We start from the raw sequence: 20,502 nt of genomic DNA, 5'->3' as shown, positions 1-20,502 counted from the left end.
CCATGACCGCTCGCGACCCCGCCCAATCTCATGCCGCCACCGATGGGCTTCTGGCCGGGATCACGGAGGCGGATGGGCGTCCTTTCCGCGCGGATGAGGACCGGCTCGCCTTGTCCGGCCTCCGGGCCGGGCGCGAGGATCTGCTGGCGCGCATCCCGACCGGCGAAGCGGCTCCCCCATGGTGGGACGGCAGGCATCGCGGCCTCGGCCTGTCCCGCGCGCATCTCGACGGAGCCGATCTCGTCGAGGCCGACCTGTCCGGCGCCAACCTGTCCGGCGCCTCCCTCGTCGGGGCACTGGCGCGCTCGGCCCGGTTCGAGGGCGCGATCCTGGAGGAAGCGAATTTCAGCGAGGCCGATTGCAGCGGCGCGGATTTCACCGGCATCGTCGGCGGCGAAGCGCATTTCTCCGACGCCATGCTGGAGGACGCCAACTTCACGGGCGCGACGATGCGCTTCGCCCGGATGCAGCGTGCTCTGCTGGACGGCGCGACCTTCGCCCGCGCCGATCTCTGGGGAGCCGACTTCACCGGAGCGGATGCCGATTACAGCCGGTTCGATGGCGGCCGCCTCGATGAGGCGAACCTCTCCGACATGAACCTGACCTTCGCCAATTTCGACGGGGCGAGCCTCAAGAAGGCGCGTCTCACTGGCTCGCGCCTGCGCGGCGCCAGCCTCGCCGGCGTCGCCCTCGACGGGGCCGACCTGTCGGGGGCCGATCTGTCCGACACCAACCTCGTGCGCCTCAACCTGATGTCGTGCCGTCTGCGCCATGCGCGGTTCTCCGGGGCGCTCCTCACCGGCGTCCGCTTTCGGGTGGATCAGCTCGGCGGCGCGGTCGGTGAGGAGATCGCGGGCGAATACGAGGCCGCTCAGGCGAGCTATCTCGCCATCGAGCACAACATGAAGAGCATCGGCAGCCATGACGAGGCGAGCTGGGCCTACAAGCGCGGCCGGCGCATGGGCCGGCTCCATGCCGGCGCCGAGGCGCGGGCGGCCTGGGCCCGACGGACCCGGGCGCCCCAAACCTGGAAGCCCGTCCTGCAATCGGGATATCGCTGGGTCGCCGACCGGTTCGTGGAATGGCTGTGCGATTACGGGGAGAGCCTGTCGCGCATCGCCCGTGCCTTCGTGATCCTGATCTTCGTCTTCGGCGCCCTGTTCGGCATCGCCGGCGGGCTGATCCCCGAGGGCGGCAGCGGGAGCGCGACGTACAATCCCCTCGACCTCCTCAGCTACAGCGCCCTCAACATGATGACGGCGAACCCTCCCGAGATCGGCGTCAAGCCGGTCGGGAGGTTCACCAACCTCCTCGTCGGGATCGAAGGCGCCGCCGGGATCATCCTGATGGGCCTGTTCGGCTTCGTGCTGGGCAACCGGCTGCGACGATAGGCATTCGCCGGACGCGCCGTCCCCCGCACACCACCGATCCGTCATCGACATCACCGCGAGCCGCCCCGATGAGCACCCCGACCTCCTCCCGTCGCCTCTGGCGCTGGCGCAGCCCCAAGACGGTTCCCACCGCCCTGAAGGGGATCCCCGGATCACCCGTCGCCTTCGCCCTGTTCGCGGTCGCCCTCATCGCGGGCCTCGCCAACTACGTGTTCGCCGAGCGCAGCCGAACGGAAGCCACCCGCCAGCACGACATCATCACGCTGAACGAGCGCCTGCTCTCGACCATGAAGGACCTCGAGACGGGCATGCGCGGCTACACCCTGACGGGGCTGCCGAACTACCTCACGCCCTACAAACGGGCGCTCGACACCCTCGACGGACAGATCGGCGAGCTCGACCGGCTGGAATCGGAATCCGCCGATCCCGGAACCGCCCGGCGCCAGGAATTGCGGACCCTCATCACGGGTGAACGGGATTTCGCCCGCCGGGTGGTGGAAGCGCGGGATGCCAGCGGCTTCGAAGCGGCCGTGACCCTCGTCCGGACCGGGGAGGGCAAGCGCATGATGGACGGCATCCGCGAAGCCACCCGGGTCGGCCAGGACCATGCCCGCGACAGCCTCGCCCGCTCCGAGACGACGGAATTCTGGCGCGGGCTGATCCTGTCCCTCGTCTGCGCGGCCTCGGCCCTGGCTGCGATGGCGCTCCTCGGCCGCATCGCCCTGCTGCGCCGCCGTGACAGCCAGCGCATGACGGCTTTGCTCGACGGAGTTCTGGCCAACGCCCCCGTGGGCCTCGGCTTCCTCGACCACACCCTGTCGATCCGCCACATGAACCGCGCCCTGGAAACGATGAACGCGCGCGGATTCCAGGCGTCCCTCGGCGGCCCGATCTGGGCCGCCCTCCCGGAACTCGAAGACTTGCTCCGTCCGAAATTCGAGGCGGCGCGCGACAACGGCCTGATCACGCCCGATATCGACGTCGCGGTGCCGACCCCGAGTGCGCCGGGCGGCGTCCGCCATCTCCAGATCAGCGTCTATCCGCTGCCGGGCGCGGCGGGCCTCTCCGACGGGACGGTGGACGGCGTCGGTTTCGTCGTCACCGACGAGACCCTGCGCAAGCTCACGGAGGAGCGCACGCGCCAGAGCGAGCAGCGCTTCCGCTCTCTCACCGAGGCTACCTCTTCCATCGTCTGGGCGACTCCGCCGGATGGCGGCTTCACGGTCGCGCCGTCCGAATGGACCCGCTTCACCGGCCAGACTCCGAAGGAGGCCGCCGGCCACGGCTTCCTCGCGGCGATCCACCCCGATGACCGCGAGAAGACGCAACTCGCCTGGGATCATGCGGTCACCCACGTCACCCTCTACGAGATCGAGCACCGCCTGCGCCGCCATGACGGCCTGTGGCGCTACATGGCCGTGCGCGGCGTCCCCATCCTCGACGAGGCGGGGACGGTCCGCGAATGGGTCGGCGCCCATACCGACATCACCGCGCGCAAGGAGGCCGAGCAGGCGCTGGAAGCCGCCAAGGAAGCGGCCGAAGAAGCCAACCGCGCGAAAAGCCAGTTCCTGGCCAATATGAGCCACGAGCTGCGCACGCCGCTCTCGGCGGTGATCGGCTATTCCGAGATGCTGCAGGAGGAGATGGAGGATCTCGGCCAGGAGAGCCTGCTCGCCGACATGCGCAAGATCGAGTCGAATGCCCGTCATCTCCTCGGCCTGATCAACGACGTCCTCGACCTCTCGAAGATCGAAGCCGAGCGGATGGAGATCTATGCCGAGGCCTTTCCCGTGGGCGAGATGGTGCGGGAAGTGGCCTCCACCGTGGACGCCCTCGTGGCCAAGAAGGGCAATACCCTGGTCCTCGATCTCGCGGACGATCTCGGCATCGCCCATACCGACCAGACCAAGCTGCGCCAGTGCTTGATCAACCTTCTCAGCAACGCGGCGAAATTCACCGAGAACGGGCAGATCACCCTCTCGGCCGTCCAGGAAGGCATCGCCGGCTCCACCTCACTTGTCTTCCGCGTGACGGATACCGGCATCGGCATGAGCCCGGAGCAGCAAGCCAAGCTGTTCGAGCGCTTCACCCAGGCGGATGCCTCGACGACGCGCCGCTTCGGCGGGACAGGCCTCGGTCTCGCCATCACGCGGGCCTTCGCCACCATGCTCGGCGGACAGATCGACGTGGCGAGCCGGGAAGGGGAGGGAACCACCTTCACCATCCGGATCCCCGCACAATACCGGGAGACCGCCACCGAGGCTCGGGAAGAGGCCCCCGACGGCTCCCCGGCGCAGCCGGCAGCCACGCCGAAGACCGGCGACCGGGTCCTGATCATCGACGACGACCCCGCCACGCGGGACCTGCTCACCCGCTTCCTCGAGAAGGAGGGTTTCCGGGTCGCGAGCGCGGCCGACGGCCGCGAGGGGCTGGAGCTCGCGCGCAGCCTGCGGCCCCGCGTGATCCTCCTCGACGTGACCATGCCGCGCATGGACGGCTGGTCGGTGCTGCGGGCCCTGCGCGCCGACCCCGATCTCGGGGCGACGCCGGTGATCATGGTGACGGTTCTCGACGAACAGAGCCTCGCCTTTTCCCTCGGCGCCACCGACTACCTGCACAAGCCCATCGAATGGGGGCACCTGAAGGAGGCGATGGAGCGTTTCAAGGCAGGGGCATCCGACGGGCCGGTGCTCGTCGTCGACGACGATGCAGACGTGCGCGAGCGGATGACCGCGATGCTCACCCGCGAGGGCTGGCGCGTGGCCTCGGCCGAGCATGGCCGGGCCGGGCTGGAAGCGGTGGCCGTGAAGAAACCCTGCCTGATCCTTCTCGACCTGATGATGCCGGAGATGGACGGGTTCGGCTTCCTGCGCGCGCTGCGGGCGAAACCGGAATGGCGCGACATCCCCGTCGTCGTTCTGACCGCCAAGGACGTCACCGCCGACGACCGCCGGCGTCTCGCCGGCCAGGCCGACCGAGTGCTGCAGAAGGGCCAGCTCAGCCTGTCCGACCTCTCCGACGCCCTGCGATCCCTCGTAGCCTCATAAAAAGGGTGGAGCTCGACTCCGACGCCGCGGCCGGCCGCGGCGTCGGCTCTGAAGCAGCGGGCGACGCCTCGATCCGCGGGCAGAGGTCCCCGTCGAACATCGGCGGTCATCCTCAGGCGGGCAGACGGTTCGCGTCGGTTCAGATCGACTCGTAGGCGAAGAGGAGCGTGATCGTGGACAGGCCGATGAGGCCGATGACGAAGCAGATATCGGCGATCCGCTCCAACCGGAGAGCGAAGGGACGGCCATCGTCGAGGCGCATCGAGAGATACGAAGCCGCCGCACTGGCGAGAAACAGGATCGCCGTCAGGGAAACGGCCTCGTCCACATGGCTCGGGCCGATCCGGGCCTCGGCGATCTTCACCAATCCCACCAGCGTCGTGCAGACCCCGATCATCGTTCCCGCAGCGGGCAGGATGTGCCGAGAGAGGGCGCGGGTGCCGTACCCGCCCTTCGGGCTTCGTCCGTTCATGCGGAACTCCGGCGCTTGGAGGGTCGAGACCGCACGATCGCTGTCCCGTCGAGACCTGGGCACGACGACAGCGAAACGGGAAGGCCGGCCGGACATTTCCGGCCGGACGGCGGACGGTCAGGTCAGGTTCTGCGGATCGATGGTTCCCGCTTCGGTCTCGGTTTCGCCGCCGGGGGCTTCGTCGAAGGCCTGCATCCAAGCTGCGTGATCGTCGCTTCCCTCGGAATAGGGGCAGCTTTCGCGTGTCCTGCCGTAGAGGCGGGCGTTCCGCCCCTTGATGAAAGGGCTGTCGCTTGCGGTGGCACCGTCGCTCATGGTTCGTGTCCCATCCCGGATGTTACTGGAACCTGGGAAACGCGGTAGCGGCGGTGAGGATCGATTGCGCCGTCACCCTGCGACGAAAAACCCGCCGCGGCGTGAGCCGGGCGGGTGAAGGGAGAGTCTCTTAGCTGAACCATAACGGGCTCGCTCGCGGCAGGTTCCGTCATTCGCCCGGACGAACCGTTTCCCGCGACGCGACGTCCGCAGCTTGCGCGGCGCTCACCGGAATGGCAGTCCCGCCTCTACGTACCGCAACGGGAAGCCACCTTGTCCGCGCAAACGCAGACGATAGCCGGGATCGTCATCTATCATCCCGACCAGGCGAACCTTCTCCGTCTCGTCGGCGTGCTAGCGCCCGACGTTCGGGAAATCGTGATCTATGCGAATTCCGCATTCTCCCAGCAAGACGAGGAAACCCTCCGCGCGGCGGCACACGGGACGGATCTGTCGGTGATGCGCCCCGGCAGCAATCTCGGCCTCGGTGTCGCCTATAACGCGCTTCTGGATCATACCCGCCAGCAGGGCGCCAATTTCCTGTTCCTTCTCGATCAGGATAGCCTGCCAGAAGAGGGCACGATCCCACGGCTCGCAGCACTTCATGGACATCTGTATGCAGCGGGCGAACGCCCCGCCATCGTTGGCCCGCGACCGACGGATTGGTCCGGCAAGCCTCTGAGGGCGCCCCCGGTTGAGGCGAGCGACAATGACGAGGCGCATGTCACGCGTGTGCAGTTCGTCATCTCCTCGGGCTCCCTCGTGGATTGCGAGGCAGCGCTGCCGATCGGCCCCTTCCGCGCGGATTTCTTCATCGACGCCATCGACATCGAGTGGTGCATGCGCGCCAATCACCTCGGCTACTCGATCTGGATGGCGGACGATGTCCTGATGGCGCATGAACTCGGGCGCGGCCTGATCCGGCTCCCTTTCGGCCTGTTACTCACCGACCAGCCGCCGCGACGGCTCTACACCTTCCTGCGCAACCAATTGGCGATGCTCCGCATGGCGCACGTGCCGCTCGCCCACAAAGCCAAGACACTGTTGGCCCTCCCCCTGCGCGTCGTCGCATACCTCGTCCATAACCGCTTCTCGAGGGATACACGGAATGCTCTCTGGCACGGCCTGATCGACGGGGCCCGCGGCAAGCTCGAAACGCGAGAGAGCGTGCTCGGGAAATCCTCGCCATGATAATTTTCTCAATTACAGTTCAATTACCCCTTGGATAGTTAAATGTTTCGGAACTTATGCCTCTTCGCACACTTTGATCAAGACAATATTCTTGCAGATTATGTCCCTTATTACTTAGAGGCGATCCGGGCTGCGGGCTTCGACATTGTCGTCATTTCTACCTCGGACCTCTCTGCCGACGATATATTACGCCTCCGGTCTGTCGCCCACGACGTCATTCTGCGTGAGAACAACGGCCATGATTTCGCATCATGGGCGCTCGGTATCGAGAGGTACGCAAGCCTCGTTTCCGGGCAACTCATGATCGCGAATGATAGCGTTTACGGCCCGATCGGCGATCTGATCCGGGCTATCGAACGCCTTACCAGCGTGTCGTCAGATGTTTACGGGATGATCGAAAGCAGAGAAATCAATCGCCATCTGCAAAGCTGGTTCATTATCTTCGAGCCGCACGTCCACGCAAGCTTGGCGTTCCGAAGCGTGTTCAGGCAACCGTTTCACCAGATGTCGAAGTCAGAGATCATCCGAAAGGGCGAAGTGGGACTTTCGCAGAGTTTGATTGCAAACGGCTATAATATAAGAGCGTTGTTTGACGGCAACTTCAATAATGGTCAAAGATTAAGAATATCATCTAACACCAGTCATTTTCTATGGCGCGAGCTTATCGAAAATGAGGATATACCGTTCCTCAAAATTGAACTCCTCCGCGTAAACCCTTGCCGCATCGGTTCGATCTCCAGATGGATAGACGTCGTCGCGGCGAAGCGTCCCGAACTGGTACCGATGATTAAAGACCATCTTGTCCGCACGTCTAAGGGCCGAAAGGACGATGCCGCATCCCCACGTTGCGAACCGGCTTCCCGAAATGATCCCCAATTCTTCGTAGCGCGAGATTATGCTTACGCCGCAGCGGGACGCAGAGCAGCAAGCCTGTTCAACTATATTTATAGTAGATTTTATTCACTAAAACGCGTGATTCTGCGTCATATTTAGAATAAAACCAATCTTACATGGCATATTTTTGCAGAATAAAAGCAACGCTACGACCGCATATCGACGATTAACCTTTAGGTAAACTAACAGAATAGCACCGGGAGCGTCGGCGTCCCTTGGTATGACTTTGCCGGCACCCCTCGCTTTGACAATTCCTTGCATGAGGTCGTACCGCTGCTTCAACGGCCGTCAGACGACCATGGCTCTATCGAGAACCGTGCGACCGGCATCCCGTTCGTGCTGCGCTCCGGCTTGTCCTGGGAGATCCTGCCGGCAGGGAAGGCCTCTGGCTGCAGCCTGAGCGAGTGGTGGAAGGCCAGGCGCGTGGGCGCGCCTGAACAGGGTACTGCCGGAGTGACTTAACGGAGCCGATCAGCGCGACTTGATGGGAGCGCATCCCTCAGCGGCGGCTATCATGGTCGGTTTTGGCGCCACCGGGCTGGGATTGCTCGCGCTGTTCCTTACAATCCGTAGCCAGCCGCCTCGGCGATGTTCGCAAGATCTTTTCCGGGTGCGGCAACCGCCGCCCCCGATCGATCGCGTGAATCCGACTATCAGGGTTCGACCAGTCTTGGGGATACAGTTGGCTCGATTTCGAGATGGTCCTCCATCAGCGCAGCAAAACGTTCCGCAAAGATTTCCAGCGAAAGTTCCTTTTCGAACACCCGGCGCGCTGCGGCTCCCATCTGGCTTATCGTATCACGTTGCATGAAGGCCGAACGCATCTGCTCAGCGAGAGACAGGGCATCACCTGTCTCAAACTTGAAGCTAGAATCTCGATCGAACAGCGTGGAAACCCCCACCGCGTCACTCAGGATAATTGGCGTCGAAAGCATGGCGGCCTCGGCAACGACAAGTGAAAATGACTCGTCCCGAGAACAGCATACCAACACATCGGCGCCTGCCATGACTTCGAGCTGCGCCTTGTGATCCAGCACACCAATATATTCGATCTCGGGCATTCTCACCATCTGAGCCTTGATATTCTCCCAGTACTCATGATGGTGTGACCAAAATTTTCCGGTGAGAATAAAACGACACTGTAGACGAATCTCTTCAGGCAGCGCTGCGATCGCCTCTACGAAGATATCCTGGCCCTTGCGAGGCTCGACCGTACCGGACACCAGGAATGTGAATCGCGACGTCGGATCTACACGCTCGCTGAGGCTGCGCTGATCCGGAATGCCGTTGTGCAGAATCTTGACATTGATGTCACTCGACATGAACCGCCGAGCATAATCGCTGACACATACCGCCTGAATGCGCTCCCAGGAAACGCCCTTCATTTCGCTCTGTCGTCCAGCGAGCATTTTCGCTTCGTGCAGCCACCATATGGTACGAAGAATGGGAACGCGCGACAGCTGCTTCACCAACTCCACAGTTTCCATGGTATTGGCGACAACGAGGTCAAAATTTCGGGCGAAGCGCTCAACCAAGAAATGGTGATTGTTCATAGACGCGTCGATTATGACGACGATGCCCTCCTGCACGAGTTCATGACGCAAGGGGCCATCGCTCGGAGCCACGACCACAGGAAACCCTCCGCGTTCTTTCACTATTTTCGCAGCATGAAACAACATGCGCGGCGCGCCCGTCATCGTGAGTTCATGCGAAGCGAAGAGAACGTCTGGACCAGAGTATTGAAGGTGCGGATCAATATGATCAGCAAATATCCTATATTCAAACGTGAAATCACGATACAGAACCGCCTTCATTGATTCCGTGAAGTTCGGATCCCGTGAAAGAAGCGATCCCCAGCGCTTGAGAGCGAATATATCAGCTTTGTATTTAGATTTTTTGCTTCCCCACGAGTGATTTCCAATATGACGGAGCACTGCATGCGGATTATAAACGCAACGCAGACCCGATTCGATCAGCTTGTAGCTGAGATCCATATCGGAGTGGCCGTCGGGCGTGTTCACCTCATCGAAGGCCCCAATCTGCAGGAACGTCTCTTTTCGCAGAGCGCAACACGCGCCCGAAAGGATTGAAACGTTCCTGATCCACTGATGCATGGTGAGGAAAGAGTCAAAGCTGTTGACATGCACATGATTGTACGCCGTGCCACAAAGGCCCGGCGTTCCCGAGATCATGCCCGCGTACTGGATCGTGTCGTCTTCGTAGAGTAATTTAGGCGAAACACCCCCTACTCCTGGGATCCAGAGGCATTCAATAAGGCGCTCGATCCAATCGTTCTGCATAGGAAATACATCGTCATTGTAAAAAACAACAATATCTCCATGCGCCGCTCGTGCACCTTCGTTGCATTTGTCAGAAAAATTGTATTTTTTATCATATTTGATGAAACGTGCCGACTTCCAATCGGCGTACTCCTCGCTGAGGAGTTCGGCCACCGGTCCGTTGCAAACCACTACGACTTCATAGTTCGGATACCCGGTGCCGACTCGAATAGCATCCAATGCAAGGCGCAGGTTCCTAGCGGAGTCCGAGGGAATGACGATAGAAACTTTTGTACTGTCGAAGGGCAAGTCAAAATTGGGAATATTGGCTAGAGGGCCAGGCTGCGCTTCGGCGGGAATGCCGCGGCGTCGAAACGAGTCATTGAGTGCTGCAATGTTCGACTCGCGCGCATAATCCTTTCCACCGCTTGCGGCAGATCCGGGAATCGCACGCCAGAGATAGAGAACACGTTCGATGTGAACAATGCGATCGGTAGCCTCCGACATTCGGAGAGCGAGGTCGTAGTCTTGCGAAAAATCGTACTCGCCCCGGAACCCGCCGACGGATTCCACCAAATTTCTGCGATAGACCGTCAGATGACCAGTAACCATGCTATTCAGCATAACTTCAGGAGACCAGTCCGGCTTGAAAACAAAATGGAACAGCTTACTCTGCTCTGTATCGTCCACCTTGCACTCGTCTGAGTACAAAAAGTCGGCATCGGGATTTTGATTCAGCGCTTCGACAACGCGGAAGAATGCATCGGGCGTGAGTTCGTCGTCATGATCTACCAAGGCGATAAATTCGCCGCGAGCCATCTGGAGCGAAACATTGGACGCCGCGGAAATACCTCCGTTCTTCTCCATCACAGAGAAGCGCACCCGTGGATCGCCTGCGGCAAGCTCCTTTAATAGATTGCGTTGTTCATCGGTCGGCGAGCAATCATCGACCGCGCATAGCTCCCAGCGACCATAGTATTGCGCTTGCAAAGACTCTACTACGCGCCTTAACCACTTCACTGGCGTTTTATAGACTGGCATTATTACCGAAATTAGCGGCTGGCATACAAAGGTCTTCTGGAGCTCGACGGCTTGGGCAATCGTGAGTTCCGATTGTTGCTTGGCAAAAATGTCTCGAGCAGTGTCATTGGGATCGCACGGGGATAGACCCAAATCTGTGATTATTGTCCCCGTTTCGAGCGAACGTAATTTGGCCCGAACACCACCGACACCATCGGCAAGCAATGTCCGAACGCCTAAACGTGCTAAATTTATTGGTCCACCGGCGCGCTGGCTCATGGCTGGGACCAGCCGGGCGATACGCCGGACCCGCCCGCTCTGAAGAGCGATCCACCCATGACGAGCCTTCCGCTGACCGCCCAGGCGCTGCATGGCGAGACTGACACCTCGCATCGGCGCTGTCACACGCCAAGATGTCGATAAGAGAAGAGCCTCACGATGCGCCTTCGCTAACGACAGGGGTCCTTCGATGCTCTCCAACTCATCCCGCAAACGCGCGCTCAGTTCGTTCAGGTGCGCGTAGTCCAGGGCCGCTTGTTCCGCGCGCGTACGGAGGACATAGACTTCCGCTTTTAGTTCGTCGCGCTCGGTCTCCCATGCCTCCTTCGCGGAGGACAAATCGGCCAGCGCGGCAGCATGTGTCTCTGCGCGTGTGCGGAGAACGCAGGCTTCCGCTTTTAGTTGGTCGCGCTCGGTTTCCCATACCTCCCTCACGGAGCGGAAATCGGTCAGTTCGCGCTCGAGACGATCTTGCGACGACACCAATTGGGCAACTTCGGCGGCGAGTGTCGCGGAGTCGGCGCGCGCCTTCCGAAGTTCGAATTCCGCCTGCACCGCCGCACCGCGTGCTGCAAAAAAGCTTCGGACGCCCTGGAGATCGCTTCGATTGTCGACGGACTCAAACAGATGACGGATCGGCGCGGGAAGATGAGTTCCGACGCCGAGTACCCCAAGGCCATAACCATGCAGGAATTCGAAGTGAGGATAATCAGCAGCGAGCTCGTTCCATAATCTCCAGACGCCGAAATCGCCCTGCCTAACATTTGTATCGTGAAACAGTACAACGGCAGCTTTTGAAAGCTTAGGCTTCCACCCTTCAAAATCATTTCTCGCGGCTTCATAAGTATGAAGCCCATCGATATGCAAAACGTCGATCTCACCATCCGCAAAGTGCGTGATAGCCTCGTCGAACGTTGTGCGCATGAGCGACGAAAAGCGTTTGTATCGCTGATCGTTTAAAGAGCTGACTACGGAAAAAACAGATTCATCATAATAACCGGCGTGCTGGTCACCCTTCCATGTATCTACAGCAAAGCAATTCGTATCGAGATGCAACGATTCGACCGCCTGACAAAAGCCGGCGTATGATGTCCCCTTGTCAGTGCCGAGTTCGACGAGCATCCTCGGGCGCAGAATTTTCATGAGCCAGAAAGCAAAAGGAAGGTGCTCTATCCAAGCGCTCATCGCGAGGTGCTCGGGAGGCCAATCCACTTCCGACCCAATACTAAGGCGAAGAATCATTTCACCCATATTTTCTGCATCGTAGGAGTGCTCATTGATGGGCATAAACAAATCCTTTTCCGGCGATCCACATTAGTTTATGCTCTCGATCTATTTAAATTATCGATTTTAATTTCTAGATGCAGGGCAACTCTGCGAAACAGTTAGAGTAAATCACTCCTCCGCGCAGATTATTCCCCCTTCAGCCGGCCCCGTCCGCCGCATACGCCGCCAACACCTCGTCCGGCGCGCCATCCATCATCAGCGTGCCGCCCTTCATCCAGAGCGTGCGGTTGCAGAAGCGCTTGATCGAGGCGTTGTCGTGGGAGGCGAGGAACATGATGCTGGCCTTCTGGATCATGCCGTGCAGACGTTTCTCGGCGCGTTCCGCGAAAGAGGCGTCGCCGACGCCGATCACTTCGTCGAGGATCAGGATGTCGGGATGGACGGCCGTGCTGACCGCGAAGGCGAGCCGCAGCATCATGCCGCTGGAATAGGTGCGGATCGGCAGAGAGAGGAACTCGCCGAGTTGGCTGAATTCCTCGACGTCGGGGACGATCGCTTGGGCCTGCTTGTGGCTCAGCCCCAGCATGATGCTGCGCATCTCGATATTGTCGTAGCCCGTGGCATCGCCGTCCATGCCCATGGACAGGTCGATCAGGGACGAGATGCGCCCCTCGATGGTGGCGGTCCCCGAGGTCGGCGGATAGACCCGGCTGAGCACCCGCAGGAGCGTCGTCTTGCCGGCGCCGTTGCCGCCGACGAGACCGATCCGGTCACCATCGCGCGCTTCGAAGCTGACCGCGTTCAGCGCCTTCACCACCTGGACGCTGCTGTCGCGGTCGTTCTGCAGGCCTCCGCCGACCGTGCGACGCAGAATCTCGCTCTTCAGGGCACGGCCGCGCGAATTGTAGACGGCGAGCTCGACGCTCGCCTTGTCGAGGACGATATGAGCCATCCTGCCCTCAGAGCCAGTACACGACGCGGTGCGAATATTTGCCCGAGAATGCCAGGGCGATCAGCCAGCCAATGACCAGCAGGCCGAGCAGGATGAGATAGGACGTTGCGCTCGGCAGATGGCCCAGCAGAGGCTCGCGCATCACGTCCAGCATGCTGGCAAAGGGGTTCAGAATGAGCACGGGATGGTCGACCCGCAATTGAGAAGGCTTGAACACGACCGGCGAGACGAAGAAGGCGACTTGTACGACGCTCGCGACGATCTGCGGAATGTCGCGGAACCGCGCCGACAGGATGGCCAGGAGGTAGCCAATCCAGGCCAGGTTGGCGAGCACGAGCAGCAGGCCGGGAACGAACAACAGGATGTGCCAGTCGATCACCGTGCCGGTGACGAGGAACAGGACCGGCAGGATGATCAGGTTGTGCGCGAAGATGAAGAGGTTCCGGGCCATCGTCCGCAACAGGTAGGTGAACCGCGGCAGCGCGACCTGCCGGATGATGCTGTCGTTATCGGTAAAACTCGAACAGCTTTCGTTGATGGTCTGCGACATCAACCCCCAGAGCACGAGGCCTGTGCCGAGATGGGGCAGGTAATCGGCCATCGAGGTGCCGAAGAGCGAGGCGTAGATCCCGCCCATGCCGAAGATCATCACGGCCATGCTGAGGGTCAGCCACAGCTGGCCGACGCGCGAGCGGCGATACCGACGGATCACGTCGTTCTTGGCCAGCATCCACCACATGCGCCACGCGCCGAAGCCTCCGACGACGTCGGCGACCCCTCCTGCTACCAAACCCATGCGGCCTCTTTCCCGGAGCCCTGCTCCTGCGGAGCAGCCGATGCCGGCCCTCCCAAAGCACGCGCCTGCGCGCATTGGCAAGTTTTGGGTCGCCGGGGGCAGGAGATCTGGACCGGACGTGGTGCCGGGCCGCGCGAGTCGAAGCGTCTCAACCGACCTGTGCCGCGTCGTCGGCGAGAGCGAGAAGCGTCTGGCGCAACCAGCGATGGGCCGGGTCGTCGTCATAGGAGGCGTGCCACAGCATCGAGATCGCCACCTCGTCGAGGGCCAGCGGCGCCGGGCTGACGGCGAGGCCGAGGGTTCCGGCAAAGAGGGTGGCGAGGCGCTCCTGCATGGTGGTGAGAACGGGCGCGCTCCGCACGAGGAAGGGCACGGCGAGGAAGCGTGGCGTCGTCACCGCAAGGTCGCGGCGAAGGCCGAGGAGGGCGAGAGCGTCGTCCACCACGCCATGCGCCGTTTCCTTCAGGCTGGTGAGCACGTGGGGAAAGCGCAGGTAATCGTCCAGCGAGATCGGCGGAGTGAGCCCGACGAGGTCGGCGTTGAACAGGCAGACGTAGCGGTCCCGGTAGAGCAGCCTCTGCTTGTGGTGGGTCTGGCCGTGGCTGAACGTGCCGATGCCGAGATCGACCCTGTCCGCATCGAGTTCCTGCAGGATGCGGATACGGTCGATGGAGCGCAGGAGCAGGCTGATCCCCGGTGCGTGCCGCCGCAGATAGGCCAGGAGCCGCGGACCGAGCAGCACCTCGGTCGAATCGGGCAGGCCGATGGTAAAGGTGCGCGTTACGCTGCGCGGATCGAACGCCTCGTCGCGCCGGACCAGCGACTGGATCTGGCGCAGCAGGGTACGGACGGGTTCGGCGAGGGCGAGGGCGCGAGGGGTGGCGCGCATCCCCTCCGGTGCCCGGGTGAGGAGTTCGTCGCCGAAGGTGGTGCGGAGCCGGGCGAGGCTGCTGCTCATGGCCGATTGGCCGATGCCGATCCGGGCGGCGGCGCGGGTGACGCTGCGCTCCGCCAGCAAGGCATCGAGGGCCACGAGGAGATTGAGATCGATGCGCGACAGATCGACGTGATCAATAGTCATTATCGATTCTATCTTTTTGATCCATGCTGCAGCGCACGGCATATTCGGTCTCGAAGCAAGGGCGCGCCGCGCCCCGCCCAACGAGCGAGTCCAGATACCATGACCTTTCGCAACCTCATCACCAGCGCCGCCCTCACCAGTGCCCTTCTCGCCGGCCAAGCTTCCGCCGAGACGATCAGGCCCCTGGGGGGCGGCAGCGTCAGCCTCGGCGATCTTTCCGGCGTGGCCTATTATACCACCGAACCCAAGGGCTACCGGGTCGTCGTGACCCTGGCCCGCACCGAAACCAGTCGCGCCGTGCGGTTCGAGACGATCCTGGCTTCCGGCCAGAGCGTGACCCTCTCGACGCCGCAGGAACTCGGTGCAACGGCCGATTCCATCGAGATCACCCGCTCCGGCGACACGGTCGCGGTGAGTAGGCCCCGGCCCGAGCCGCGACGGGAGGCCGCCGCCCGCGATTGAGGCAACACCAGACGACGATGAGTGTGGCTCATCGTCGTCTGCCCGGGCGATTGCTCGGAAGCGTGCGGGGGCACTCTTCACGAAGCCTGTCCTGCGGGGCAGAACCGTCCATCATCGCTTGGGCTTTCTCCGCGAGGTGGAATTCATGGTGGGACAGGATTCATGGCAGGACTGAAGGACAAGCGCGGCTTCATCGACAAGGACAGGCTCGATCTGTCCGAGCGGCAGGCCGTGGAGCACTGGATGAAACGCTGGGGTGTCACGCGCGATCAATTGATCGCCGCCCACCGCAAAGCGGGCCATATGGTCAAGGACATCGCCGCCGAACTCGGCAAGAAGCGCTGATCGGGCGGATGCCGGCCAGAGGTCGCCGGCACGAGACGCAGCGGGACGGGAAACGTCGGGACCACGAGGCGCGTTGAGACGCGGCGACGGGCGAGAGCGGGAGGCGGGCGGGTGCCACTGAAGAGACACGGGCTGCTCCCCTGGGGCGGCATGCTGAACGACCGCCGCTACGCCGTCTCAGAATCCGCCCGCAGCGCCGACCTGCGCGCCCTCAGTGCACCGGACCGTGGCCGTTTCCGCAAGATCGTGAGCTGGAACCTGCTTCGGCGCACGGGTGCCAAGGTCGACAGCATCGTCGAACTCGTCCTACGCGAGCAGCCCGATCTCCTGCTGATGCAGGAGGCCACGAAAGAGATCGCATCGATAAAAGAGCGGCTCGGAGGCGACTATGCCTGGGCTCCGCTGCCCGGCCGTATCCATGGCCTCGCCATGTGGAGCCCGGTGGCCTGGGCCGCGCCTCCGATCGTCATCAAGCTGCCGTCCGGCGCCTTGGTCGACCGCGTCTGCCAGATTCTCGACATGGGGGATTTCGGGGTCGCCAATGTCCATCTCTCGCATGGGCAGGTGCTCAACCGGCGGCAATTGCGGCGGATCGAGCAGAGCCTTCCGGCGCGCGCGGCGGTGATCGGCGATTACAATCTCATCGGTCCGGCCCTGCTGCCGGGTTTTCGCGATGCCGGGCCGCGCATTCCCACGCATGCCATGGTGGACCTCGTGCCCCTGCGCATCGACCGCTGCCTCGTACGCGGCCTCGCCTGCCTCGGGCGTACGGTACTGCCGCGCGGCGCTTCCGATCACCGGCCCATCGTCGTGCACCTCGCCCCGGCCCCGGCGCAGCCGACGGCGCACGATATCAGAGGTATGGCAGCATTAGTCGCACGGCTGCGTCGCGCAGCCGGACGGGAAGCGACCGCCGCGCCAGTTCTTCGGACGTCAGGCGCGCCTCCATCTTCGTCCGCATGAACCGGTCGAGCCGGTCGGCGAAGGCGCGGTCATAGACCTCGACATTGAGCTCGAAGTTCAGTCGGAAGCTACGCATGTCCCAGTTCGCACTGCCGACGAAACTCCACTCGCCATCCACCACCAGCAGCTTCGAATGGTCGAAGGGCGGCTCGTCGAGCCAGATCCGCACACCGCTCTCGAGCAGGGGCGCCACATGGGCCCGCGTCGCCCAATCGACGAAACGATGGTTGCTCGCACGAGGGATGATGACGTCGACGCGGATGCCGCGGGTCGCCGCGAGGGCGAGGGTGGTGGACAGGATCTCGCTCGGCAGAAAATAGGGTGTCACCAGCCGGATGCTGTGCTGAGCGCAGCTGATCGCCGACATCACCGCGAACTCGATCTTCTCGATATCGGCATCCGGGCCGGAGGTGACGACGCGCGCCTCGATCTCGCCCGCCGCACCCAGCGGGGGAAACCAGTGCGAACCGTCGAGCTCCTCCCCCATCACGAAGGCCCAGTCGCTGGCGAAGGCCTGGGAGAGCTGTTCGACCACCGGACCTTCGATGCGAAAGTGACTGTCGCGCACGGGGTCGGGCGGCGACGTCGCCACGAGGTTCTCGTCGGCGATGTTGATGCCGCCCGTGAAGGCGATGCGCCCATCGACGATGAGGATCTTCTTGTGGGTGCGCAGGTTCAGGAACGGCATGCGCCAGGGCAGGGCGGAATGCATGAACAGGCCGACCGGCACCCCCGCCCGGCGCAGGCGCCGCGCCATGGCAGGAAAGAAGTAGCCGCTGCCGATCCCGTCGATGAGCACCCGCACTTCGACGCCCCGTTGCCGGGCGGCCAGCATGGCCTCGAAAAAGCGGCCACCGGTGATGTCGTTGCGGAAGATGTAGCTCGACAGGGCGACGCTCCGTTGCGCGCCCTCGATCGCCGCCAGCATCGCCGGATAAGCCTCGTCGCCGTTGCGCAGGGCCTCGAACGCGTTGCCGCCGAGGAGGGGTAGCTGGGTGATCTGCCGGACGGCGCGGTCGAGGGGCCGGAGTTCGTCCGGCACGGTGGCGTCGGGAAGGGCCGGGGCGTTCGCCCGCTGCGACGGCCTTACCCGCAACTGGCGCGCCCGGCGCGAGACCCGGTTCACGCCGAAGATCGCGTAGAGGGCCGTCCCGAAGATCGGCGACAGCCATGCGAGCCCGATCCAGCCGATGGCGGTTCCGATCTCGCGCTTGCGCAACAGGGCATGGACCGTGACGAGAAGCGCCAGAACGATGCCGAGGAGGGCCAGCACCTCGGCCCGGATCGACCCGGTCGCCTGCAGCCATCGGTGGAGGAGGTCTTCCAAGGATCACCCCAGCCTGAAAACGGGATCGCGCAACGCGGACCTCTTTAGCCCCGCGCCCGCGGAAAAACCTAGCCTCTGCCCGGCGCGGCGGCAGGCTCCGGAGGAAGCGCCTCCGCACGCGAACGCGGTGGCCGCAGGGTCTCGGCGAGCAACTCCACCTGCGTCACGAGACGGACGAGAGAATCGGGGCGGGGCAGATCCGGATGGGAGGGCAGGGCGCTGCCCTCCTGGGCGAGACGGGCGAGGGTCTCGGTGATCCAGGCGATCCAGGCGCAGCCGACAGGCCCATCGGTGCTGGGGTCGGCGGCATAGCGCAGGGCGGACAGGCGCGCGCCGATCCGGCGCAGGGTCGCATCGGCGACCATCGCGGTCTGGACCTGCGGGTGGCGCCCGGCGCGGGGCTGCTGGAGGGCGCGAGAGAGGGCGGCTTCCAGGGTGTTGAGGGCGAGGCCGCTGGCCCGCGCCGCGGCTTCGGCGGCTCCGCTCCGTTCGGCTTCCGCCCGGTTCGAGAGCACGGTGCGCGCAAAATCGGCATGCGCCTTCACCGCCTTTCGTAGTTCCAGGCGGACCTGATCCGGCTCCCAGACCGGCCATAGAAGCAGGCTGCTCACCACGGCGATGAGGCCGCCGAGTAGGGTGAAGAGCGCGCGCATGCCCGCCACTTCCCAGGAGGCATGGCCTGGCTCCATCACCTCCACGAGCAGCACCACCAGGGGCGTCAGGCAGGCGATGAAGAAGGCATAGCTCACCTGCCGGGCGGCGAAACCGATGATGCTCAAGGGGAAGATCAGGGCCGAGAGCGCCAGGGTCGTCGTGGCGAGGCTGGCGAGGAGGGCGCCGAACAGCCCGCCGAGCACCGTGCCGCCGATCCGCTCCAGCGCCCGCTGCCAGGTAGCGGCGTAGAAGGGCTGCATCGTCAGCACCACCGTGATGGTGAGCCAATGCGTGAACGGCCCCGGCCAGAGCAGGGTGAGGCCGAGGACAGGCGCGGTGACGACGCTGGCGCGGATCGCGTGCCGCAGGTTCGGCGAGGCGAGGGTGAAGTTCGCCTTCAACGGGCCGAGCAGCCGTTGGCGCAAGGGCAAGCTGGCGCTCCCCAATAATGTGCCGCCGGGGCGATACCCTTCCGGCGTCGAGAGCTTGGCCCCGATGCGGACGCGGTCGAGGATGCGCTCGGCCAGCGCCTTGAGAGCCGGGTCGGATGCGAATCCGCGCCCCGCCCGCGCGATCGAGCGCTCGATGCGCGGCAGGTCGAGGACGGTGTCGTCGCGGATCGCCCGCGCGACCACGAGGAGGAGCGGTCTCAGGCGACGCAACAGACGCCGCGTCCGGACCTGCCGATTGGGATTGCGGTCGGCTTCGATCCGGTCGGACAGGGCGATGAGGGCGGCGAAGATCTGCTCCGCGGTCTCCAGCCGGATCAGGGCCTGGGCGGTGCGGTCGGAAACCCTCTCGCGGCTGCGGGCGATGTCGACGATGAGGCTGCGGGCGAGTTCGATCGCTTCCCGCGCGCCGCGGCGATGGGCGCGCGCATGGTCGTCGAACCCGGTCGCATCGGCTTCCTCGGCGGCAGCGAGGTCTTCGAGATCGCCGCTGAGCAGAGCGAGCCTGCGCCAGACCTCGGCCACGGCCCGCTGGGTCGGGCGATAGGGGTTGAGCCGCCATAGGGCGAGGGCCAGCACCGTCGCCCACAGGCCGCCGGCCAGCACCATCGCACCGGCGATGACGGCCTCGCTGCCATTGAGCGGACGGTCGAGAGCGAAGGCCAGGACGAGGACGAGGACATTGCCGGCGGTCTGCTCCTGCACGCCCCAGACACGGGCATAGGTGCAGCAGAAGATGACGAGGGTGGCGAGCGGCACGACCACGGCCGGGCCATGGGGCTGGAGCAGACCGAACAGGCTCCAGATCAGGCTGCCGAGCACCGAGAACACGGCCAGCACCATCAGGCGGGAGCGCACCGGACCGCCGATATCGGCAAAGCAGGTGAGGTTGGCCGCCAGCGCCATGATGAGGAGCGGCGACCACGCCACGAATTCGTGGAGAAGGATGACGGTGCCGAAGGCGCAGGCCGCCCGTATTCCCTCGATGATGCTGAGCCCGCGCGGGTCGAGGGCGACGGGCAGGCGGGCCAGGTTCGATCCCGGCGCGGACAGGGAGCCCCGGCCCATCAGGAAGTCCGCCACGCGCCCGCGCCTGAGGCCGCCGGACCTTGGGGCACCCGTCTTGGCCATGGGTTTCGGGGAGAGAGGCAACTGGGGCGCTCCGCCGGGCGGCCTGCCCGAAGACGGGCGGTTTAGAGCCGATCGCGGCGGCGCAAAACCCTCGATGGCCGCCTCGCCACCCGGGCCGGCATCCAGCGCATGCCGACCCGGCGGGCTTTCACATGAATCGTATACATTTTTCTCCCGGTGAGCTGGAAGGAGTCCAGTCTGGCCGGTGCTTTGCATGGGGGGACCGG

The 20,502-nt window shown here is 63.6% G+C and carries 15 protein-coding genes; 7 read left to right on the top strand and 8 right to left on the bottom strand.

The genetic code is table 11. The annotated features are described in order from the left end of the window. Positions 1–2: 2 nt before the first annotated feature. Complete coding sequence (locus ACYQR9_RS18265; protein WP_420604510.1) at positions 3–1,391, top strand: pentapeptide repeat-containing protein; 1,389 nt, start codon at positions 3–5, stop codon at positions 1,389–1,391. Between the two features lie 68 nt (positions 1,392–1,459). Continuing rightward, a complete protein-coding gene (locus ACYQR9_RS18260; protein ID WP_461227615.1) occupies positions 1,460–4,438 on the top strand; it encodes a response regulator in 2,979 nt (992 codons plus the stop codon). Between the two features lie 139 nt (positions 4,439–4,577). On the opposite strand, the gene ACYQR9_RS18255 is transcribed toward ACYQR9_RS18260, so the two are convergent. Both ACYQR9_RS18255 and ACYQR9_RS18250 read right to left on the bottom strand, forming a co-directional pair. Next, positions 4,578–4,910 (bottom strand): hypothetical protein, encoded by a 333-nt coding sequence (locus ACYQR9_RS18255; protein WP_056427239.1) that lies wholly within the window; start codon positions 4,908–4,910, stop codon positions 4,578–4,580. 117 nt (positions 4,911–5,027) lie between these two features. Further along, entirely contained in the window at positions 5,028–5,225 is a 198-nt protein-coding gene (locus ACYQR9_RS18250) for a hypothetical protein (protein WP_461227614.1), read from the bottom strand. Between the two features lie 273 nt (positions 5,226–5,498). Here ACYQR9_RS18250 and ACYQR9_RS18245 point away from each other — a divergent pair, with 273 nt between their 5' ends. After that, on the top strand, positions 5,499–6,416 hold the full coding sequence (locus ACYQR9_RS18245; RefSeq protein ID WP_461227613.1) for a glycosyltransferase: 918 nt from the start codon (positions 5,499–5,501) through the stop codon (positions 6,414–6,416). Between the two features lie 42 nt (positions 6,417–6,458). Next, positions 6,459–7,409 (top strand): rhamnan synthesis F family protein, encoded by a 951-nt coding sequence (locus tag ACYQR9_RS18240; protein WP_461227612.1) that lies wholly within the window; start codon positions 6,459–6,461, stop codon positions 7,407–7,409. A 554-nt stretch (positions 7,410–7,963) separates the two neighbouring features. Here the strand turns inward: ACYQR9_RS18240 and ACYQR9_RS18235 are convergent. From ACYQR9_RS18235 to ACYQR9_RS18220, 4 genes are all read right to left on the bottom strand, one after another. Then, the gene (locus ACYQR9_RS18235; protein WP_461227611.1) at positions 7,964–12,175 is read right to left on the bottom strand and encodes a glycosyltransferase; all 4,212 of its coding nucleotides are present in this window, start codon (positions 12,173–12,175) and stop codon (positions 7,964–7,966) included. Between the two features lie 136 nt (positions 12,176–12,311). Next, a complete protein-coding gene (locus ACYQR9_RS18230; protein WP_461227610.1) occupies positions 12,312–13,067 on the bottom strand; it encodes an ABC transporter ATP-binding protein in 756 nt (251 codons plus the stop codon). Between the two features lie 7 nt (positions 13,068–13,074). Then, positions 13,075–13,863: an ABC transporter permease gene (locus tag ACYQR9_RS18225; RefSeq protein WP_156467756.1), complete on the bottom strand. Its 789-nt coding sequence runs from the start codon at positions 13,861–13,863 to the stop codon at positions 13,075–13,077. A gap of 148 nt (positions 13,864–14,011) precedes the next feature. After that, on the bottom strand, positions 14,012–14,944 hold the full coding sequence (locus tag ACYQR9_RS18220; RefSeq protein ID WP_056427262.1) for a LysR family transcriptional regulator: 933 nt from the start codon (positions 14,942–14,944) through the stop codon (positions 14,012–14,014). Positions 14,945–15,043: 99 nt separating this feature from the next. Between ACYQR9_RS18220 and ACYQR9_RS18215 the strand changes: the two genes are divergently transcribed. The 3 genes from ACYQR9_RS18215 (at position 15,044) to ACYQR9_RS18205 (ending at position 16,714) form a co-directional block, all read left to right on the top strand. After that, a complete protein-coding gene (locus tag ACYQR9_RS18215; protein ID WP_207411957.1) occupies positions 15,044–15,406 on the top strand; it encodes a hypothetical protein in 363 nt (120 codons plus the stop codon). Between the two features lie 162 nt (positions 15,407–15,568). Further along, the gene (locus tag ACYQR9_RS18210) at positions 15,569–15,751 is read left to right on the top strand and encodes a DUF3606 domain-containing protein (RefSeq protein ID WP_056427268.1); all 183 of its coding nucleotides are present in this window, start codon (positions 15,569–15,571) and stop codon (positions 15,749–15,751) included. Between the two features lie 111 nt (positions 15,752–15,862). After that, the gene (locus ACYQR9_RS18205) at positions 15,863–16,714 is read left to right on the top strand and encodes an endonuclease/exonuclease/phosphatase family protein (RefSeq protein ID WP_244477999.1); all 852 of its coding nucleotides are present in this window, start codon (positions 15,863–15,865) and stop codon (positions 16,712–16,714) included. On the opposite strand, the gene cls is transcribed toward ACYQR9_RS18205, so the two are convergent. Together cls and ACYQR9_RS18195 are read right to left on the bottom strand one after the other, a co-directional pair. Continuing rightward, positions 16,605–18,041: a cardiolipin synthase gene (gene cls, locus ACYQR9_RS18200; RefSeq protein ID WP_207411958.1), complete on the bottom strand. Its 1,437-nt coding sequence runs from the start codon at positions 18,039–18,041 to the stop codon at positions 16,605–16,607. The two genes, ACYQR9_RS18205 and cls, sit on opposite strands and share 110 nt — an antisense overlap. A 68-nt stretch (positions 18,042–18,109) precedes the next feature. Further along, positions 18,110–20,275 carry an FUSC family protein gene (locus tag ACYQR9_RS18195; protein WP_419952599.1) on the bottom strand — a complete coding sequence of 722 codons (2,166 nt, stop codon included), beginning with the start codon at positions 20,273–20,275 and terminating at the stop codon, positions 18,110–18,112. Positions 20,276–20,502 lie beyond the last annotated feature (227 nt).

The organism is Methylobacterium sp. CM6241, assembly GCF_054817845.1.
This window is presented reverse-complemented; position numbering and strand designations above follow the sequence as displayed.

Excerpts from the sequence above, each read along its gene's own strand:
- ACYQR9_RS18265 (WP_420604510.1), top strand. The coding sequence starts at position 3 with ATGACCGCTCGCGACCCCGCCCAATCTCATGCCGCCACCGATGGGCTT.
- ACYQR9_RS18260 (WP_461227615.1), top strand. The coding sequence starts at position 1,460 with ATGAGCACCCCGACCTCCTCCCGTCGCCTCTGGCGCTGGCGCAGCCCC.
- ACYQR9_RS18255 (WP_056427239.1), bottom strand. The coding sequence starts at position 4,910 with ATGAACGGACGAAGCCCGAAGGGCGGGTACGGCACCCGCGCCCTCTCT.
- ACYQR9_RS18250 (WP_461227614.1), bottom strand. The coding sequence starts at position 5,225 with ATGAGCGACGGTGCCACCGCAAGCGACAGCCCTTTCATCAAGGGGCGG.
- ACYQR9_RS18240 (WP_461227612.1), top strand. The coding sequence starts at position 6,459 with ATGTTTCGGAACTTATGCCTCTTCGCACACTTTGATCAAGACAATATT.
- ACYQR9_RS18235 (WP_461227611.1), bottom strand. The coding sequence starts at position 12,175 with ATGCCCATCAATGAGCACTCCTACGATGCAGAAAATATGGGTGAAATG.
- ACYQR9_RS18230 (WP_461227610.1), bottom strand. The coding sequence starts at position 13,067 with ATGGCTCATATCGTCCTCGACAAGGCGAGCGTCGAGCTCGCCGTCTAC.
- ACYQR9_RS18225 (WP_156467756.1), bottom strand. The coding sequence starts at position 13,863 with ATGGGTTTGGTAGCAGGAGGGGTCGCCGACGTCGTCGGAGGCTTCGGC.
- ACYQR9_RS18220 (WP_056427262.1), bottom strand. The coding sequence starts at position 14,944 with ATGACTATTGATCACGTCGATCTGTCGCGCATCGATCTCAATCTCCTC.
- ACYQR9_RS18215 (WP_207411957.1), top strand. The coding sequence starts at position 15,044 with ATGACCTTTCGCAACCTCATCACCAGCGCCGCCCTCACCAGTGCCCTT.
- ACYQR9_RS18210 (WP_056427268.1), top strand. The coding sequence starts at position 15,569 with ATGGCAGGACTGAAGGACAAGCGCGGCTTCATCGACAAGGACAGGCTC.
- ACYQR9_RS18195 (WP_419952599.1), bottom strand. The coding sequence starts at position 20,275 with ATGGCCAAGACGGGTGCCCCAAGGTCCGGCGGCCTCAGGCGCGGGCGC.